Annotated in this window: 13 protein-coding genes and 3 tRNA genes; 5 read left to right on the top strand and 11 right to left on the bottom strand. The window is 62.3% G+C overall.

The window, feature by feature from the left end; all coding sequences use genetic code 11:
* Positions 1-4: 4 nt before the first annotated feature.
* Complete coding sequence (locus JQ628_RS03860; protein WP_433996101.1) at positions 5-592, bottom strand: NuoB/complex I 20 kDa subunit family protein; 588 nt, start codon at positions 590-592, stop codon at positions 5-7.
* Complete coding sequence (locus JQ628_RS03855) at positions 583-948, bottom strand: NADH-quinone oxidoreductase subunit A (RefSeq protein ID WP_057856661.1); 366 nt, start codon at positions 946-948, stop codon at positions 583-585. Before JQ628_RS03855 ends, JQ628_RS03860 begins: the two co-directional genes overlap by 10 nt.
* Before the next feature lie 534 nt (positions 949-1482).
* Here JQ628_RS03855 and JQ628_RS03850 point away from each other — a divergent pair.
* Entirely contained in the window at positions 1483-1677 is a 195-nt protein-coding gene (locus JQ628_RS03850) for a hypothetical protein (RefSeq protein ID WP_212219559.1), read from the top strand.
* Between the two features lie 94 nt (positions 1678-1771).
* Here the strand turns inward: JQ628_RS03850 and JQ628_RS03845 are convergent.
* Positions 1772-1848 (bottom strand) — tRNA-Asp (locus JQ628_RS03845).
* A gap of 219 nt (positions 1849-2067) precedes the next feature.
* Between JQ628_RS03845 and JQ628_RS03840 the strand changes: the two genes are divergently transcribed.
* On the top strand, positions 2068-2367 hold the full coding sequence (locus JQ628_RS03840) for an HU family DNA-binding protein (RefSeq protein WP_212219556.1): 300 nt from the start codon (positions 2068-2070) through the stop codon (positions 2365-2367).
* 107 nt (positions 2368-2474) lie between these two features.
* Positions 2475-3728 carry a peptidase T gene (pepT, locus tag JQ628_RS03835; RefSeq protein ID WP_212219554.1) on the top strand — a complete coding sequence of 418 codons (1254 nt, stop codon included), beginning with the start codon at positions 2475-2477 and terminating at the stop codon, positions 3726-3728.
* A 3-nt stretch (positions 3729-3731) separates the two neighbouring features.
* Here pepT and JQ628_RS03830 read toward each other — a convergent pair whose 3' ends face one another.
* Positions 3732-4592, bottom strand: a complete 861-nt coding sequence (locus JQ628_RS03830; RefSeq protein ID WP_212221079.1) for a class I SAM-dependent methyltransferase — start codon at positions 4590-4592, stop codon at positions 3732-3734.
* A 302-nt stretch (positions 4593-4894) separates the two neighbouring features.
* On the opposite strand from JQ628_RS03830, the gene JQ628_RS03825 reads away from it, so the two are divergent.
* Positions 4895-5251, top strand: a complete 357-nt coding sequence (locus tag JQ628_RS03825) for a hypothetical protein (protein ID WP_212219552.1) — start codon at positions 4895-4897, stop codon at positions 5249-5251.
* A gap of 135 nt (positions 5252-5386) precedes the next feature.
* Here the strand turns inward: JQ628_RS03825 and JQ628_RS03820 are convergent.
* The 7 genes from JQ628_RS03820 to JQ628_RS03790 all read right to left on the bottom strand — a co-directional run bounded on the left by JQ628_RS03820 (position 5387) and on the right by JQ628_RS03790 (position 12980).
* Positions 5387-5463: transfer RNA gene (locus JQ628_RS03820), tRNA-Val, on the bottom strand.
* A 153-nt stretch (positions 5464-5616) separates the two neighbouring features.
* Positions 5617-6042, bottom strand: a complete 426-nt coding sequence (locus tag JQ628_RS03815) for a GFA family protein (RefSeq protein WP_212219549.1) — start codon at positions 6040-6042, stop codon at positions 5617-5619.
* Positions 6043-6109: 67 nt separating this feature from the next.
* Positions 6110-8536 carry an endopeptidase La gene (lon, locus tag JQ628_RS03810; protein WP_212219546.1) on the bottom strand — a complete coding sequence of 809 codons (2427 nt, stop codon included), beginning with the start codon at positions 8534-8536 and terminating at the stop codon, positions 6110-6112.
* Positions 8537-8846: 310 nt separating this feature from the next.
* A complete protein-coding gene (gene clpX / locus JQ628_RS03805; protein WP_212219543.1) occupies positions 8847-10121 on the bottom strand; it encodes an ATP-dependent Clp protease ATP-binding subunit ClpX in 1275 nt (424 codons plus the stop codon).
* A gap of 427 nt (positions 10122-10548) precedes the next feature.
* Positions 10549-11184, bottom strand: coding sequence for an ATP-dependent Clp protease proteolytic subunit (locus JQ628_RS03800; RefSeq protein ID WP_212219540.1), 636 nt, complete (start codon positions 11182-11184; stop codon positions 10549-10551).
* A 189-nt stretch (positions 11185-11373) separates the two neighbouring features.
* Positions 11374-12735 carry a trigger factor gene (gene tig, locus JQ628_RS03795; protein WP_212219537.1) on the bottom strand — a complete coding sequence of 454 codons (1362 nt, stop codon included), beginning with the start codon at positions 12733-12735 and terminating at the stop codon, positions 11374-11376.
* Between the two features lie 160 nt (positions 12736-12895).
* A tRNA-Leu gene (locus tag JQ628_RS03790) sits at positions 12896-12980 on the bottom strand.
* Between the two features lie 151 nt (positions 12981-13131).
* Between JQ628_RS03790 and JQ628_RS03785 the strand changes: the two genes are divergently transcribed.
* Positions 13132-14430 carry a multicopper oxidase family protein gene (locus tag JQ628_RS03785; protein WP_212219534.1) on the top strand — a complete coding sequence of 433 codons (1299 nt, stop codon included), beginning with the start codon at positions 13132-13134 and terminating at the stop codon, positions 14428-14430.
* The last annotated feature ends 9 nt before the right edge of the window (positions 14431-14439 follow it).

Genomic DNA, 14439 nt, shown 5'->3' with positions numbered 1-14439 from the left:
AACCTTAACGTTCGATGGTGCCGATGCGACGGATTTTCTTCTGTAGCAACAGCACGCCGTACAGCAGCGCCTCCGCGGTCGGCGGGCAGCCGGGCACGTAGATGTCGATCGGGACAATGCGGTCGCAACCGCGCACCACCGAGTAGGAGTAGTGATAGTAGCCGCCGCCATTGGCGCACGATCCCATCGAGATCACGTAGCGCGGCTCCGGCATCTGGTCATAGACCTTGCGCAGCGCCGGCGCCATCTTGTTGGTCAGCGTGCCCGCGACGATCATCACGTCGGACTGCCGCGGCGAAGCACGCGGTGCAAAGCCGAAGCGCTCGACGTCGTAGCGCGGCATCGACACCTGCATCATCTCGACCGCGCAGCAGGCCAGCCCGAAGGTCATCCACATCAGCGAGCCCGTTCGCGCCCAGGTGATGAGATCGTCGGCCGCGGCGACGAAAAAGCCCTTGTCGGAGAGCTCGTGATTGACCGCGAGGAAATACGGGTCATTGGCGCCGACCGGGCGGCCGGTGGCGGGATCCAGAATGCCCTTTGGAGCCGGCGCAATCGCCGGCGAGCTAGCGGCGGTCGGACTCAATCCCATTCGAGCGCGCCTTTCTTCCATTCATAGGCAAAGCCCACCGTCAGCACGGCGAGGAACACCATCATCGACCAGAACCCGGTGGCCCCGAGCTTTCCGAACGCCACCGCCCACGGGAACAGGAACGCCACTTCGAGGTCGAAAATGATGAAGAGGATGGCGACCAGGTAGAAGCGGACGTCGAACTTCATGCGGGCATCGTCGAAAGCGTTGAACCCGCATTCATAGGCGGAGAGCTTTTCGGGATCCGGCTGCTGAAATGCGACCAGGAAGGGCGCGATCAGGAGCGCCAGCCCGATCAGGCTTGCCACCCCGATAAACACCACAAGCGGGAGATAATTCTGGAGGATGCCGGTCATCGGCCACGCCTTTATTTCCGCGGTCACTGGAGGCCGCAGATTCGTTACATTGGAATTGTTCTTGAGGCTTAGCGCAGCGCAACAGGGCACGCAAGGCAAGCTATTTTGACGGTTTTGGCCGTCCCCACTCGCGTCGCTGACTCGCGCGCTAGCGCTTTCCTGCCTCAAAAGATCAACGCAGTGTCTGACATTTGGTGCCGATGCCAAGCGCTGTCCATCCCGAGTTTTCCACTCTGCACATTCGCATGGCGGGCCCGACAGGGCCGCGGGCCGGTCAGCGCACATCCACAGATGCAAGTCTGTTTCGGTTCGCGCTGAGTCTTCGGGGAGGCCTCGCCGGACCCGCCAACATCTGTCGACCGGTCTCAACCAGACCGGCCCGGGCTTTTGGCGTTACGGCATGCCGAGGAAGGCAAAATCGTCCCCAAAACCGGCCGGACGAAACCATTTTCGGGAACTCGCGAAACCATCCTGAAACAGAGGGGGCGTACCTGTTCAGCCATCAGAGACGGCAAAGTCCGTCCGGAGGCTCAAATGAACCACTCAATTCATTCCGCTGACAAGGCGACCCACCTGAAAATCGTGGTTGTGGCGCTCGTGGCCGGTATTGCAGTGGCCGCGTTCGGTATTTCCGCCCGCACCAATACGGATTACTCCCAGACCGCCCACGTCGTGAAGGCCGGCAAGCCGGTGGTCGTGACGAGCTCGGAAGCGTCGAAGGTCCAGTAAGCAACCTCTATCGTAGACAATAAAAGGCCGCCCGAGGGGCGGCTTTTTTATTGCGGTGATCGCTTCCGGAAAATTCGCTAAGCCATTGATTTAATGGCGCGAGAGACGGGACTCGAACCCGCGGCCTCCGCCGTGACAGGGCGGCGCTCTAACCAACTGAGCTACTCCCGCGGATGCGTAATCAGATCGTGATCCGCTGAGAAAGCAGGGCATAAAGGCCTGCTTTGTCATAGTCAAGGCAGTTGCAAATCCCCGCGCCAGACAAGGGTTTTTGCGATGCCGATGCGAAAAATGCCCGGTTTACGGGCAAAACTCGTAGGCAGCCGGGCCTCGAATCGACTAGGCCTGCTAATTCCAGACCACCCAGCCATTTGAACAAGGAGGGCCAACATGGCGAAGAAGGCAGCGACTCCGGCCACCATCACCCTGAAGCATCTGGCGGCGGCGATCGCCGAGGATCAGGAACTCTCCAAGAAACAGGCTGAAGCCATTTTGACCGACATGGTCACGATGATCACAAAACACCTGAAAAAGGGCGAGCGCATCCGCATCGTGGGCCTCGGCATCCTCCAGGTGCGCAAGCGCGCCGCCCGCATGGGCCGCAATCCCGCCACCGGCGAGGCGATCCAGATCAAGGCCAGCAAGAAGGTCGCCTTCCGCGCCGCCAAGGAACTGAAGGAAGCCGTCTAAGTCCCTCTCCGCTTCCAGGGGCGTCATTCCGGCGAGGTTACGGCCTCCGGAAATGGCGCTTTTTTGTTATACAGCCGGTCCCTGCCCCTTTGCCGCGGTTTCCTACAGTGCCCTCACCCATCGCATTCAAACACGGCGTGACGGAGCGCTTTCTGCGCTACGTCGTGATCGATACCCAGTCCGATCCGTCCTCGCCGACCACACCGTCCACCGAGAAGCAGAAGGATCTGGGCCGCCTGCTCGCCACCGAACTGAGACAGATGGGCCTTGCCGACGCGCATCTCGACCAGCACGGCTATGTCTACGCGACGATCCCCGCGAACTCACCGAAAACAGTACCGGTGATCTGCTTCTGCTCGCACATGGACACTTCGCCCGATTGCACCGGCAAAAACGTCAAGCCGCAGATCGTGAAGAATTATCGCGGCGGCGACATCGTCCTGCCGGCCGCCCCCACACAAATCATCCGCGCCGCCGAGCATCCGGCGCTGGCCGACCAGATCGGCCATGACATCATCACGACCGACGGCACCACCCTGCTCGGCGCCGACAACAAGGCCGGCGTCGCCGAGATCATGGACGCCGCGCAATTCCTGCTCGACCACCCCGAGATCAGGCATGGCGCGATCAAGATCCTGTTCACGCCGGACGAAGAAATCGGCCGCGGCGTCGACAAGGTGGATCTGAAAAAGCTCGGCGCCGATTTCGCCTACACCATGGACGGCGAAAGCGCCGGCCATATCGAGGACGAGACATTTTCGGCCGACGGCGCCAGCATCACCATCGAGGGCGTGTCGACCCATCCCGGCTTTGCCAAGGGCAAGATGGAGCACGCCATCAAGATCGCGGCTGCGATCGTCGATCGGCTGCCGAAGGATACCTGCTCGCCCGAAACCACCGAAGGCAAGGAGGGTTTTCTGCACCCGGTCGGCATTTCCGGCGCACTGGAGAAAGCCAGGATCGACTTCATAGTCCGCGATTTCACCGAGGACGGCTTGAAGCAGAAGGAAGCGCTGCTGGAACGCATCGTCAGGGATGTGATGAAGGACTACCCGCGCTCGACCTACAAGTTCGAGGTCAGGCAGCAGTACCGGAACATGAAACAGGTGATCGACCGTCACCCCGAGATCGTCGACTATGCCGTCGAGGCGATCCGTCGCGCTGGCTTGAGGCCGGTGAAGGAATCGATCCGCGGCGGCACCGACGGCTCGCGCCTGTCCTTCATGGGCCTGCCCTGCCCCAACATCTTCGCCGGCGAGCACGCCTTCCACTCCCGGCTGGAATGGGTCAGCCGGCAGGACATGGAAAAGGCCGTGCAGACCATCGTGCATCTGGCGATGATCTGGGAAGAACGGGCTTAAGCCTTACGACGCGCGCGCCGTCACGATCCAGATCGAGGCCGGAAGCAGGACCGAATCGCCCTTGGCGAACGGCTCGAGCGCCTCACGGATCGATTGCGCGGCGGCAGCGCGCGCTTCGGCCGGCTGGTCTTCCAGCGCGCGGCTTACCGGGCCGACATCGAGCGAGCCTTGCACGGCGGCATCGAGACCGCCTCCGATCCCAGCGTCGAGAAGGAGCGGACAGGCTTCCAGATTGATCGCCGTGAAACCGGCCTTCGTCAGAATCCCCCGGACGCGCTCTTCAGAGGCAAATGCGAACGGCCCGGGATCGTCCGGGCCGACTTGCGGCAATTTCGGCACGTGCTTGTAGGCGGCCTGTAGCGGCGCCATGAAGAACGGATTCTCGCGCGGCTCGCGCCAGCACGCGAACGCAAGCCGTCCCGAGGGCCGCAACGCCTTGCGCATGTTGGCGAACGACAATGCGGGATCGGCAAAGAACATCACGCCGAACCTGGAAGCCAACAGGTCGAAGCTGGCGGGATCGAACCGATGGACGGTCGCATCAGCCACCATGAAATCGACAGGCAACTCCTTCGGTGCACTGGCCTGCGCCCGCGCCAGCATCGGGCCGGACACATCGATGCCAAGCACATAGCCCGATGGCCCGACTTTTTGCGCAAACGCGATCGCCGTGGCGCCGCTGCCGCAACCGACATCAATGATCCGCTCACCGGCTCTGGGCCTGGCGCGATCGATCAGAATGTCCGCGATCGGCCGCAGCAGGATGTCCTGCGTCTGCTGCCGGTCGGCCCAGCGCTGGCCGCTCGGCCCGTTCCAATAGGCGATCTGATCGGCGTTTTGTGGATGGCCGGCGGACGTGTCCATCAACACGGGGGGACGGCCCGCGGTATCAACAGAACTCATGTAGCTGCTCCCGCGCCTGTATATCACCGTGCTCGCAGCCATGCCAATCATGCGTGGAACATGGCGCGAAACGCAGGTCCCGTCTGGCGCGAAGGTTGCGGCCAATTATCAAGCGTTCGCGATCTACAGCCAGTTCCGAGCGCGCGTTGCAGCCGCATTGGATTCACCGAAGGGCCACAAGAGAGTCAGGCGCCGACCAGATTTCGCGGATAGGAACGAAGTTCGCGGACAGGATTTGTGTCGCCATCGAAACTGGAAAAGGCATGACCATGCGCATCTCTACAGCATTCGTCGTCATCGCAACCCTCTTTCTCGGAACCCCGGCCTTTGCCCAGAGAGCGCCGTCGCAGTCGGGAGCAGAAACACCGTCTACTCAATCCGGCACAGTCGTAACGAGCATTCAGGTCGTCGACGTCAAGGAATTGCAGCCGGCCGTGCGCTCGAAGGTTGATGAAATCATCGCGCAGACGAGCGATACCGAAATTCAGTCGCTTCGGAAGTCCATTGACGACATGCCGGAAGCAACATCCGCGCTCAAGGCCAAGGGCTTGAATTCGTCACAGGTCGTTGCGATCAGCATCGCTGACGGTGTTCTGACGATGATCACCAAGACAGCCTGAACTCAGGATCCTCGTCCGCGCTCTCGCGACAGGTCAGGTGCTTAACGCGGAGCGCGGTCCTTGGCGAATTGCCGGGATTGGTCCAGCCTTTGCGTTTCCGGGCGCACTGGCTTGCCCAGCGCGCAGCGCGAAGGCTGGTGGGCGGCTACGGATTCGAACCGCAGACCCTCTCGGTGTAAACGAGATGCTCTAACCAGCTGAGCTAGCCGCCCGTTGCCCGTGTTTAGCCTCGCCCGCCCCGCCGGTGCAAGGCCGGATCGATCGGGAAATGAACGCGGCCCCGGCGCCGCACCGGCCCCTGTCGCGACAGCCGGATCAAAATATCGAAAACAACCCCATGCACAGTAGAGTTAGCCCCTTTGCACTCAGGCCGCCCCCACATCTGGCTGGTCGCCGGGCCGGGCCGGTAGCGCCTCGATACCGTTGATCCACGGCGCTGCGGATTTGCACCAGATTTGGCGCATCGGCCTTAGCTGATCACGCTGGCGGATGCTGCCCCAGCGGATGCCCCAATCGTCGGGGCCGCCATCTTCTCCGCTGGAGAACAGCGGTGAGCCGCATTCGCCGCAAAAATGCTGGAAGCGCACGCGGCCGTTGTCGCCGCGCTTTCCATAGACTTTCGGCGCCCCGCCCGTCATGCGGATCTGCTCGCCGGCGCAGATCACGGTCACGCGGTACGGCGATCCGGTCAGAGTCTGGCAATCCGTGCAGTGGCAGATCGAGACCCGCGCCGGATCGATCTCGGCTTGATAGGTCACGCGGCCGCAATGGCATTGCCCGTCGATCTGCATCGCGCATCCTCCACAAAAAGAAACGGCGCCCGAAGGCGCCGTTTTATCATTTCGTGCAGGCGATGGCTCAGTGCGCCGTCAGGCCGCCGGCCGCCTCATCGCCGGATTCCGGGTTGACGGCCACCTTGGTGTCCTCTTCCCAGACGATCGGCGTGGGCACGCGGACCAGCGCCTTCGCCACGACCTCGTCGAGCCGGGCGACCGGGATGATGTCCATGCCGCCCTTGATCGCATCGGAAATCTCCGTGAGATCCTTGGCGTTGTCCTCGGGGATCAGCACCGTCTTGATGCCGCCGCGGGCAGCGGCGAGCAGCTTCTCCTTGAGGCCGCCGATCGGCAGCACGCGGCCGCGCAGCGTGATTTCGCCGGTCATCGCGACATCGTGCCGGACCGGAATGCCGGTCATGACCGAGATGATCGCGGTGGCCATCGCAACACCCGCGGACGGGCCGTCCTTCGGGGTCGCGCCCTCCGGAACGTGCACGTGGATGTCGCGCCGGTCGAACAGCGGCGGCTCGACGCCATAGTTGATCGCGCGGGAGCGCACATAGGACGCAGCCGCCGAGATCGACTCCTTCATCACGTCGCGCAGGTTGCCCGTGACCGTCATCTTGCCCTTGCCGGGCATCATGACGCCTTCGATTGTCAGCAGCTCGCCGCCAACGTCGGTCCAGGCAAGGCCGGTGACAATGCCGACCTGCGGCTCGCTCTCGATCTCGCCGAAGCGGTACTTCGGAACACCCAAATACTCTTCCAGAGTCGTTTCGGTGACCTTGACCGACTTCTTCTTGGAAATCATGAGGTCCTTCACCGCCTTGCGGGCCAGTGTCGAAAGCTCACGTTCCAGGTTACGCACGCCCGCTTCGCGGGTGTAGCGGCGGATCATCAGCAGCAACGCGTCGTCGTCGATCGACCATTCCTTGGAATCCAGGCCGTGCTTGGAGAGCGCGTTCGGGATCAGGTGCTTGCGCGCGATCTCGACCTTCTCGTTCTCGGTGTAGCCGGCGATCCGGATGATCTCCATGCGGTCCATCAGCGGGCCCGGAATATTGAGCGTATTCGCGGTCGTGATGAACATCACGTTCGACAGATCGTAGTCGACCTCAAGATAGTGGTCGTTGAAGGTCGCGTTCTGCTCGGGGTCCAGAACCTCCAGCAGCGCCGATGACGGATCGCCACGGAAGTCCGAGCCCATCTTGTCGATCTCATCCAGCAGGAACAGCGGATTGGAAGTCTTCGCCTTCCGCATCGACTGGATGACCTTGCCGGGCATCGAGCCGATATAGGTGCGGCGGTGACCACGGATCTCGGCCTCGTCGCGCACGCCGCCGAGCGAGACGCGCACGAATTCGCGCCCCGTCGCCTTCGCGATCGACTTGCCGAGCGAGGTCTTGCCGACGCCGGGAGGCCCGACCAGGCACAGGATCGGCCCGGTCAGCTTGTTGGCGCGCGACTGCACCGCGAGATACTCGACGATGCGGTCCTTGACCTTCTCGAGCCCATAGTGATCCGCATCCAGAACCGCCTGCGCGGCCTCCAGATCCTTCTTCACCTTGGACTTCTTGTTCCACGGGATCGACAGCAGCCAGTCGAGATAGTTGCGCACGACGGTCGCTTCCGCGGACATCGGCGACATCTGGCGCAGCTTCTTCAGTTCATGCTGCGCCTTCTCCCGCGCTTCCTTGGAAAGCTTGGTCTTGGCGATCTTCTCTTCCAGATCGGCGAGCTCATCGCGGCCCTCGTCGTCGCCGAGTTCCTTCTGAATCGCCTTCATCTGTTCGTTGAGATAGTACTCGCGCTGGGTCTTCTCCATCTGGCGCTTGACGCGCGAGCGGATGCGCTTCTCGACCTGGAGCACGGAGATTTCGCTCTCCATCAGGCCGAGCACCTTCTCAAGGCGCTGAGTGACCGACAGCGTCTCCAGGATGGCCTGACGATCGGCGATCTTCACCGCCAGATGCGAGGCAACGGCATCGCCGAGCTTGGCGAAGTCGGTGATCGCCTGCACCACGCCGACGACCTCAGCGGAGATCTTCTTGTTGAGCTTCACATAGCTCTCGAAATCCGACACGACCGAACGCGCCAGGGCCTCGGCCTCGACGGAATTGGCATCGGTGTCGGCGAGCGCGACCGCGGTCGCCTCATAATATTCGGCGCGGTCGGAATATTTCTCGATGCGTGCGCGCTCAAGCCCTTCGACCAGCACCTTCACGGTGCCGTCGGGAAGCTTCAGGAGCTGAAGCACGCTGGCGAGCGTACCGGTTTCGTAAATCGCGTCCGGAGCCGGATCGTCGTCCGACGCATTCTTCTGCGTCGCGAGCATCACCAGCGCGTCGTTCTTCATCACCTCTTCCAGCGCGCGGATCGATTTCTCGCGGCCGACGAACAGCGGCACGATGTTGTGCGGGAAAACGACAATGTCGCGGAGCGGCAGCACCGGATAAGAGTGGCTTTCGCCGTGGACGATGGTTGGCCGGGGTTTGGAAGTTGTCATGGCCTGTTCCTTATGTTGTGCCCCCTTGCACGCAGCCCGCCCGATTGCGCAACCGCCACAAGGTGCCGAGAGCTTCCGGGGCCGTTCGGCCCTGTCAGAGCCTGCTTCTCCGGATCGATGGTAACCGAATCTGGCGTCAGATTCAGCTTCCGATAGCATTAGGTGGCTATCGGGTACGGGGGTGTCAAGTCACTGAAAAATGCTCGAAAATACGAGCTAACGCGTAGTAATGCCTACGCAACTCGGGCCGCGGTATCGTTGTCCGCGCGCCCCACTTTAGGAGTATTCAACAGGCTGCCGCCAGCGCCCGTCAGGCGCTGGCCGAAGTTTCGACCGCGCGGTCGGAACGGTCCGCATAGATGTAGAGCGGACGCGCGGTTCCTTCGACCACTTCGCGGGAGATCACGACCTCTTCGACGCCTTCCAGGCCCGGAAGATCGAACATGGTCTCAAGCAGGATGCTCTCGAGGATCGAGCGCAGGCCGCGTGCGCCGGTCTTGCGCTCAATCGCCTTGCGGGCGACCGCGCCAAGCGCCTCGTCGGCGAAGGTCAGCTCGATATTCTCCATCTCGAACAGGCGCTGGTACTGCTTCACCAGCGCGTTCTTCGGGTCGGTCAGGATCTTCTTCAGCGAAGCCTCGTCGAGATCTTCCAGCGTCGCAACGACCGGCAGGCGGCCGACGAATTCCGGAATGAGGCCGTACTTGAGCAGGTCCTCGGGCTCGACGTGACGGAAGATTTCGCCGGTGCGGCGATCCTCCGGCGCCAGCACCTGGGCCGCGAAGCCGATCGAGGTCGAACGCCCGCGCGCGGAGATGATCTTCTCGAGGCCCGAGAAGGCGCCACCGCAGATGAACAGGATGTTGGTGGTATCGACCTGCAAGAATTCCTGCTGCGGGTGCTTGCGGCCGCCCTGCGGCGGGACCGAAGCGACCGTGCCTTCCATGATCTTGAGCAGCGCCTGCTGCACGCCCTCGCCCGACACGTCGCGGGTGATCGACGGGTTGTCGGACTTGCGGCTGATCTTGTCGATTTCGTCGATATAGACGATGCCGCGCTGCGCGCGCTCGACATTGTAGTCGGCGGCTTGCAGCAGCTTCAGGATGATGTTCTCGACGTCCTCACCGACATAGCCGGCTTCGGTCAGCGTCGTCGCATCCGCCATCGTGAACGGCACGTCGAGAATGCGCGCCAGCGTTTGCGCCAGCAGCGTCTTGCCCGAGCCGGTCGGACCGATCAGCAGGATGTTCGACTTCGCCAGTTCGACGTCATTGTGCTTGGTCTGGTGATTGAGCCGCTTGTAGTGATTGTGAACGGCGACCGAGAGCACCTTCTTGGCGTGGCTCTGGCCGATCACGTAATCGTCCAGCACCTTGCAGATTTCCTTCGGGGTCGGGATGCCGTCGCGCGACTTCACCAGCGAGGACTTGTTCTCCTCGCGGATGATGTCCATGCAGAGCTCGACGCATTCGTCGCAGATGAAGACGGTCGGTCCTGCAATCAGTTTGCGGACTTCGTGCTGGCTCTTGCCGCAGAACGAGCAATACAGGGTGTTCTTGGAGTCGCTCGTGCCGACCTTACTCATTCTCGTCTCCGTCCGCCGTTCGAACCCTTTGCTCGACCGGCCCATTCCGGAACAGTCCGGACCATAGGGTTAGATAGAGCAAATTCCGTACCAAAAAAGACCTTAACCTTACATCGCCGCGCGAATCGCGACGTACTCGAATCCCCCGCGATCATATCTGATCCGACACAGCCAACCATGCTGACACCCGACTATCAAGAATTCGCTAACCGGGCGCAGGCCGAACACCGTGACAATACCGTGATTTTCCGCAATCGTACGGGCTCTTTCGAGCGAAATCGTGCGAGCGTTGCGAGATTGCCACGCCGGCCGAAGGAGCACGAAAGCGGAACTTTTCGCCTGTGCGGGGGCACAGGCGAGACACGGTCGGCCACCAATACCGGCGCTGTCCGCCGGACAACGCCGGATCGCCTCAAGCGTTGCGAGGTCAGGCTGCCTTTACCGCGGACGGATCGTCAGGACGCTTGTCGATCACCTTGTCGACCAGACCGAACGCCTTGGCATCCTCGGCGGTGAGGAACTTGTCGCGCTCGAGCGCGTCCTCGATCGCCTTGTAGTTCTGCCCGGTGTGCTTCACGTAAATCTCGTTCAGCCGCTTCTTGAGATTCAGAATCTCCTGGGCGTGCAGCATGATGTCGGTCGCCTGGCCCTGGAAGCCGCCCGAGGGCTGATGCACCATGATGCGCGAGTTCGGCAGCGAGAAGCGCATATCCTTCTCACCGGCAGCAAGCAGCAGCGAGCCCATCGAGGCGGCCTGCCCCGTGCACAGCGTCTGCACGGGAGGACGGATGAACTGCATGGTGTCGTAGATCGCAAGGCCCGACGTCACCACCCCGCCCGGCGAGTTGATGTACATCGAGATTTCCTTCTTCGGGTTCTCCGCTTCCAGGAACAGCAACTGCGCGACGACAAGCGTCGACATGCCATCCTCGACCGGGCCGGTGAGGAAGATGATGCGCTCTTTCAGAAGGCGCGAGAAGATGTCGTAGGCGCGTTCACCGCGGTTGGTCTGTTCGACGACCATCGGCACGAGGTTCATGTAGGTTTCAACGGGATCGCGCATGTGTCACCCCAAAAGTGATGCAGGACTTCCAAGACAGTGCCCACCAGATATGGCCGAAATCTGCCACGGCAAGGTCAGCCAATCTGACGGGAACGGCCCGAGTTCAAGCTGATTCGCGCAGCCCGTCCTAGCGACGGATGCCGCCGCCGGGCCGGTTTCGCCGTTCATCATTAACGCGGCGTCGCTCTATCAGGCGGCAGTTTTCTCGTTTTCTTCATCCTTGAACAGCTCTTCCCGCGTCAGCTTCTTTTCGGTGACGTTGGCGAGTTCGAGGATGAAATCGACCACCTTGTCTTCATAGATCGGCGCACGAAGCTGGGCGAGCGCGCCGGCATTGTTGCGATAAAAATCCCAGACTTCCTTCTCGCGGCCGGGCATCGAGCGCGCCCGCTCGATCACGGCGCGGCTGACCTCGTCGTCGGTGACGGTGATCTTGTTCTTCTCCCCGATCTCGGACAGCACGAGCCCAAGGCGGACGCGGCGATCTGCGATCTTCTGGTATTCGTCCTTGGCCGCCTCTTCGGTGGTGTTCTCGTCGGCAAAGGTCTTGCCGCTCGATTCCATCTCGGCCTTGATCGAGTTCCACATCAGGTTGAACTCTTCGGCGATCAACGACGGCGGAGCCTCGAACTTGTGGGCCTCATCGAGCCGGTCGAGCAGCGTGCGCTTGAGACGCTGGCGGATCGCGCCGGCGAATTCGGCATTGAGGCGCTCGCGCGCGGCTTCCTTCAGCTTGTCGAGCGATTCGAGGCCGAGCGTCTTGGCGAAGTCGTCATCGATCTTCGTTTCACCGGGCGCTTCGATTGCGGTCACGGTGGTCTCGAATTCGGCCGCCTGGCCGGCGAGCTTTTCGCTGGCGTAGTTCTTCGGGAAGGTCACCTTCAGCGTGCGGGTCTCGCCGGTGCCCATGCCGATCAATTGCTCCTCAAAGCCCGGGATGAACTGGCCGGAGCCGATCACGAGCTGAATGCCCTCGCCGGTGCCGCCGTCGAACGGCACGCCGTCGATGGAGCCCTTGAAGCTGATGGTGAGGCGGTCGCCGTTCTCGGACTTCGCGCCCTCGGCCTTGGCCGAATAGGGACGGTTCTGGTCGGCGATGCGCTTGATGGCTTCATCGACATCGGCGTCGGTCACGTCGACGACGGGCTTTTCGACCGTAAAGCTCTTGAAGTCGGCGAGCTGGATCGCCGGCACGACCTCGATCGCCACCGTGTAGGTCAGGTCGGTCTTCCCGGCGAGAAGCTCTTCGACTTCCTTCTCCTCGGTCGGCATCGTGATCTTGGGTTCGGTCGCGAGGCGAAAGCCGCGCTCCGTGAAGATCTGCGTGTTGGTGTCGCGGATAGTCTGGTCAATGGTCTCCGCCATCACCGAGCGGCCATAGACCTTCTTGAGATGGCTGACCGGCACCTTGCCGGGACGGAAACCGTTGAGGCGGACCTTGTCCTTGAGGTCGACCAGCTTGGCGTCCGCCTTGGCATCGAGATCGGTCGCGGGAACGCTGATCTTGAATTCGTGCTTCAGTCCCTCGTTGAGGGTTTCGGTGACCTGCATGGCGTCAATCTTCTTCCGCGTTCGTCCCGGCCGGAAGGCCGAAGACCTTGTCAAAATATTCGGCGCTGGCCCTCAAAGGACCTGCGCCAGTGGATCGGCGAACCGTCCTCGGCCTGAGGAAAAGTTCTCCAGAATTCGTCAGGCAAACGCTTCCAGCGCTTGGTGCGGGCGGAGGGACTCGAACCCCCACAACTTTCGTCACTGGAACCTAAATCCAGCGCGTCTACCAGTTCCGCCACGCCCGCGTAGAGCATCATGTCCGGCCGCGATGCCGCGGGCGGCGCGGCTTATAACATGTGCCGGCCGGTTCGCAGCAAAAAAATGGCCGGTTTGGGCCGTTGAGGCCAAACCGTCGCAACTGGACATCTCACCTCAAAAATGGTCCGGATCGGCCTCATGACAAGAGCGAATTTTCCACTGAACCGGCGCGAGTTCCTGATCGGATTGGGGACCTCAACCCTGGCCGGTTTGGCGGCCTCCCAGGTTGCAGCGCAGTCACGGATCGCCATGCGGGCACAGGCGAGCGGAATCGCCTTGCGCAATGGCAGCCCGGAGGCGGCCGTGTGGTCGCTCGGGGCGCCCGAGCTGCGCTTCCGCCGGGGCGAGACCGCGACATTTGATCTAGGCAACGACTTGCCGGCGGCCGTCGTCCTGAACTGGCGGGGGCTCGATGGCGTCCCCGCGGTCGAACCCCTGACGGCGCGCCGCCCGCTTGCGCCCGGGGCACAGGAAAGCGTTGCGATTCCGCTACGGCGTGCCGGAACCCTTCTGTGCGACATGAGCCTTTTGGCCGGAGATCGGCCGTCGCGACCGCATGCCGTCGTCGTGCAGGAGGGCGAGGCCGTTGCCGTCGAGCGCGACGAAGCGCTGCTCATCGAGGAATGGCGGGTTCGACCTGATGGAACGGCCATCGCGCCGGGCGTCGATCCCAAGGAAACGATGGTTTCCTATACGCTTAACGGCAAACCCTCGCTGGATGTCTCAGCTCGATCCAATGAGCGCCTCAGACTTCGCTTCATCAATGGCAGTCCGCGTACCGTCATTGCCTTGAAATTGGAATCCGTCGCGGTCACGGTCATGGCGATCGACAGCCAACCTGCCGAACCGTTCCTGGCGCGCAACGGGACGCTCCTGCTGGCGCCGGGCAGCCGCGTAGACGCCTTTGTCGACGTTACAGCCCCTCCGGGCAGCAACCTCAAGATCCTGTTACACGAAGGCAGGGAAGCGCGAACGATCGGCTTTGTAATTGTCTCTCGCGATCCGCCCGCGCGTGCTGCACCACTTCCCCCTCCTCCGCCGCTACCATCCAATGGACTGCCCGCGCAGCTGGATCTCAAGAACGCACTTCGCGTCGATCTGCCGCTCGGCGGGCCTTCGGCGGAATGGGTCGCGCCCTCCAGCTTCGCGCCAACAGCCCCGCCCGTCTTCCGCGCCAAGGCCGGACGCATCGTCGTGCTGGCGCTGACCAACCGCAATCCTATTCCCACCGTGTTCCATCTCCACGGCCATCATTTCCGGCTGCTCGACCGGCTGGATGATGGCTGGAAGCCGTTCTGGCTGGACACGCTCGCGATCGAGCCCGGGCAGACCCAGCGCATCGCCTTCGCGGCGGAATATGCGGGGCGCTGGTTGCTGGAGTCCGTTGCGGCGGATTGGGCGGCGCCGCGGCTCGTGCGATGGTACGCCGTCGAGTGAGGGTGTCAG

Origin of the sequence: Bradyrhizobium lablabi (assembly GCF_018129385.1) — a bacterium.
Classification (GTDB): Bacteria; Pseudomonadota; Alphaproteobacteria; order Rhizobiales; family Xanthobacteraceae; genus Bradyrhizobium; species Bradyrhizobium lablabi_C.
This window is presented reverse-complemented; position numbering and strand designations above follow the sequence as displayed.

Bases quoted from the DNA above. Each gene is read 5' to 3' on its own strand.
- clpX (WP_212219543.1), bottom strand. From the start codon at position 10,121: ATGAGTAAGGTCGGCACGAGCGACTCCAAGAACACCCTGTATTGCTCG.
- lon (WP_212219546.1), bottom strand. From the start codon at position 8,536: ATGACAACTTCCAAACCCCGGCCAACCATCGTCCACGGCGAAAGCCAC.
- JQ628_RS03800 (WP_212219540.1), bottom strand. From the start codon at position 11,184: ATGCGCGATCCCGTTGAAACCTACATGAACCTCGTGCCGATGGTCGTC.
- JQ628_RS03860 (WP_433996101.1), bottom strand. From the start codon at position 592: ATGGGATTGAGTCCGACCGCCGCTAGCTCGCCGGCGATTGCGCCGGCT.
- JQ628_RS03815 (WP_212219549.1), bottom strand. From the start codon at position 6,042: ATGCAGATCGACGGGCAATGCCATTGCGGCCGCGTGACCTATCAAGCC.
- JQ628_RS03785 (WP_212219534.1), top strand. From the start codon at position 13,132: ATGACAAGAGCGAATTTTCCACTGAACCGGCGCGAGTTCCTGATCGGA.
- tig (WP_212219537.1), bottom strand. From the start codon at position 12,735: ATGCAGGTCACCGAAACCCTCAACGAGGGACTGAAGCACGAATTCAAG.
- JQ628_RS03850 (WP_212219559.1), top strand. From the start codon at position 1,483: ATGAACCACTCAATTCATTCCGCTGACAAGGCGACCCACCTGAAAATC.
- JQ628_RS03825 (WP_212219552.1), top strand. From the start codon at position 4,895: ATGACCATGCGCATCTCTACAGCATTCGTCGTCATCGCAACCCTCTTT.
- JQ628_RS03830 (WP_212221079.1), bottom strand. From the start codon at position 4,592: ATGGACACGTCCGCCGGCCATCCACAAAACGCCGATCAGATCGCCTAT.
- JQ628_RS03840 (WP_212219556.1), top strand. From the start codon at position 2,068: ATGGCGAAGAAGGCAGCGACTCCGGCCACCATCACCCTGAAGCATCTG.
- JQ628_RS03855 (WP_057856661.1), bottom strand. From the start codon at position 948: ATGACCGGCATCCTCCAGAATTATCTCCCGCTTGTGGTGTTTATCGGG.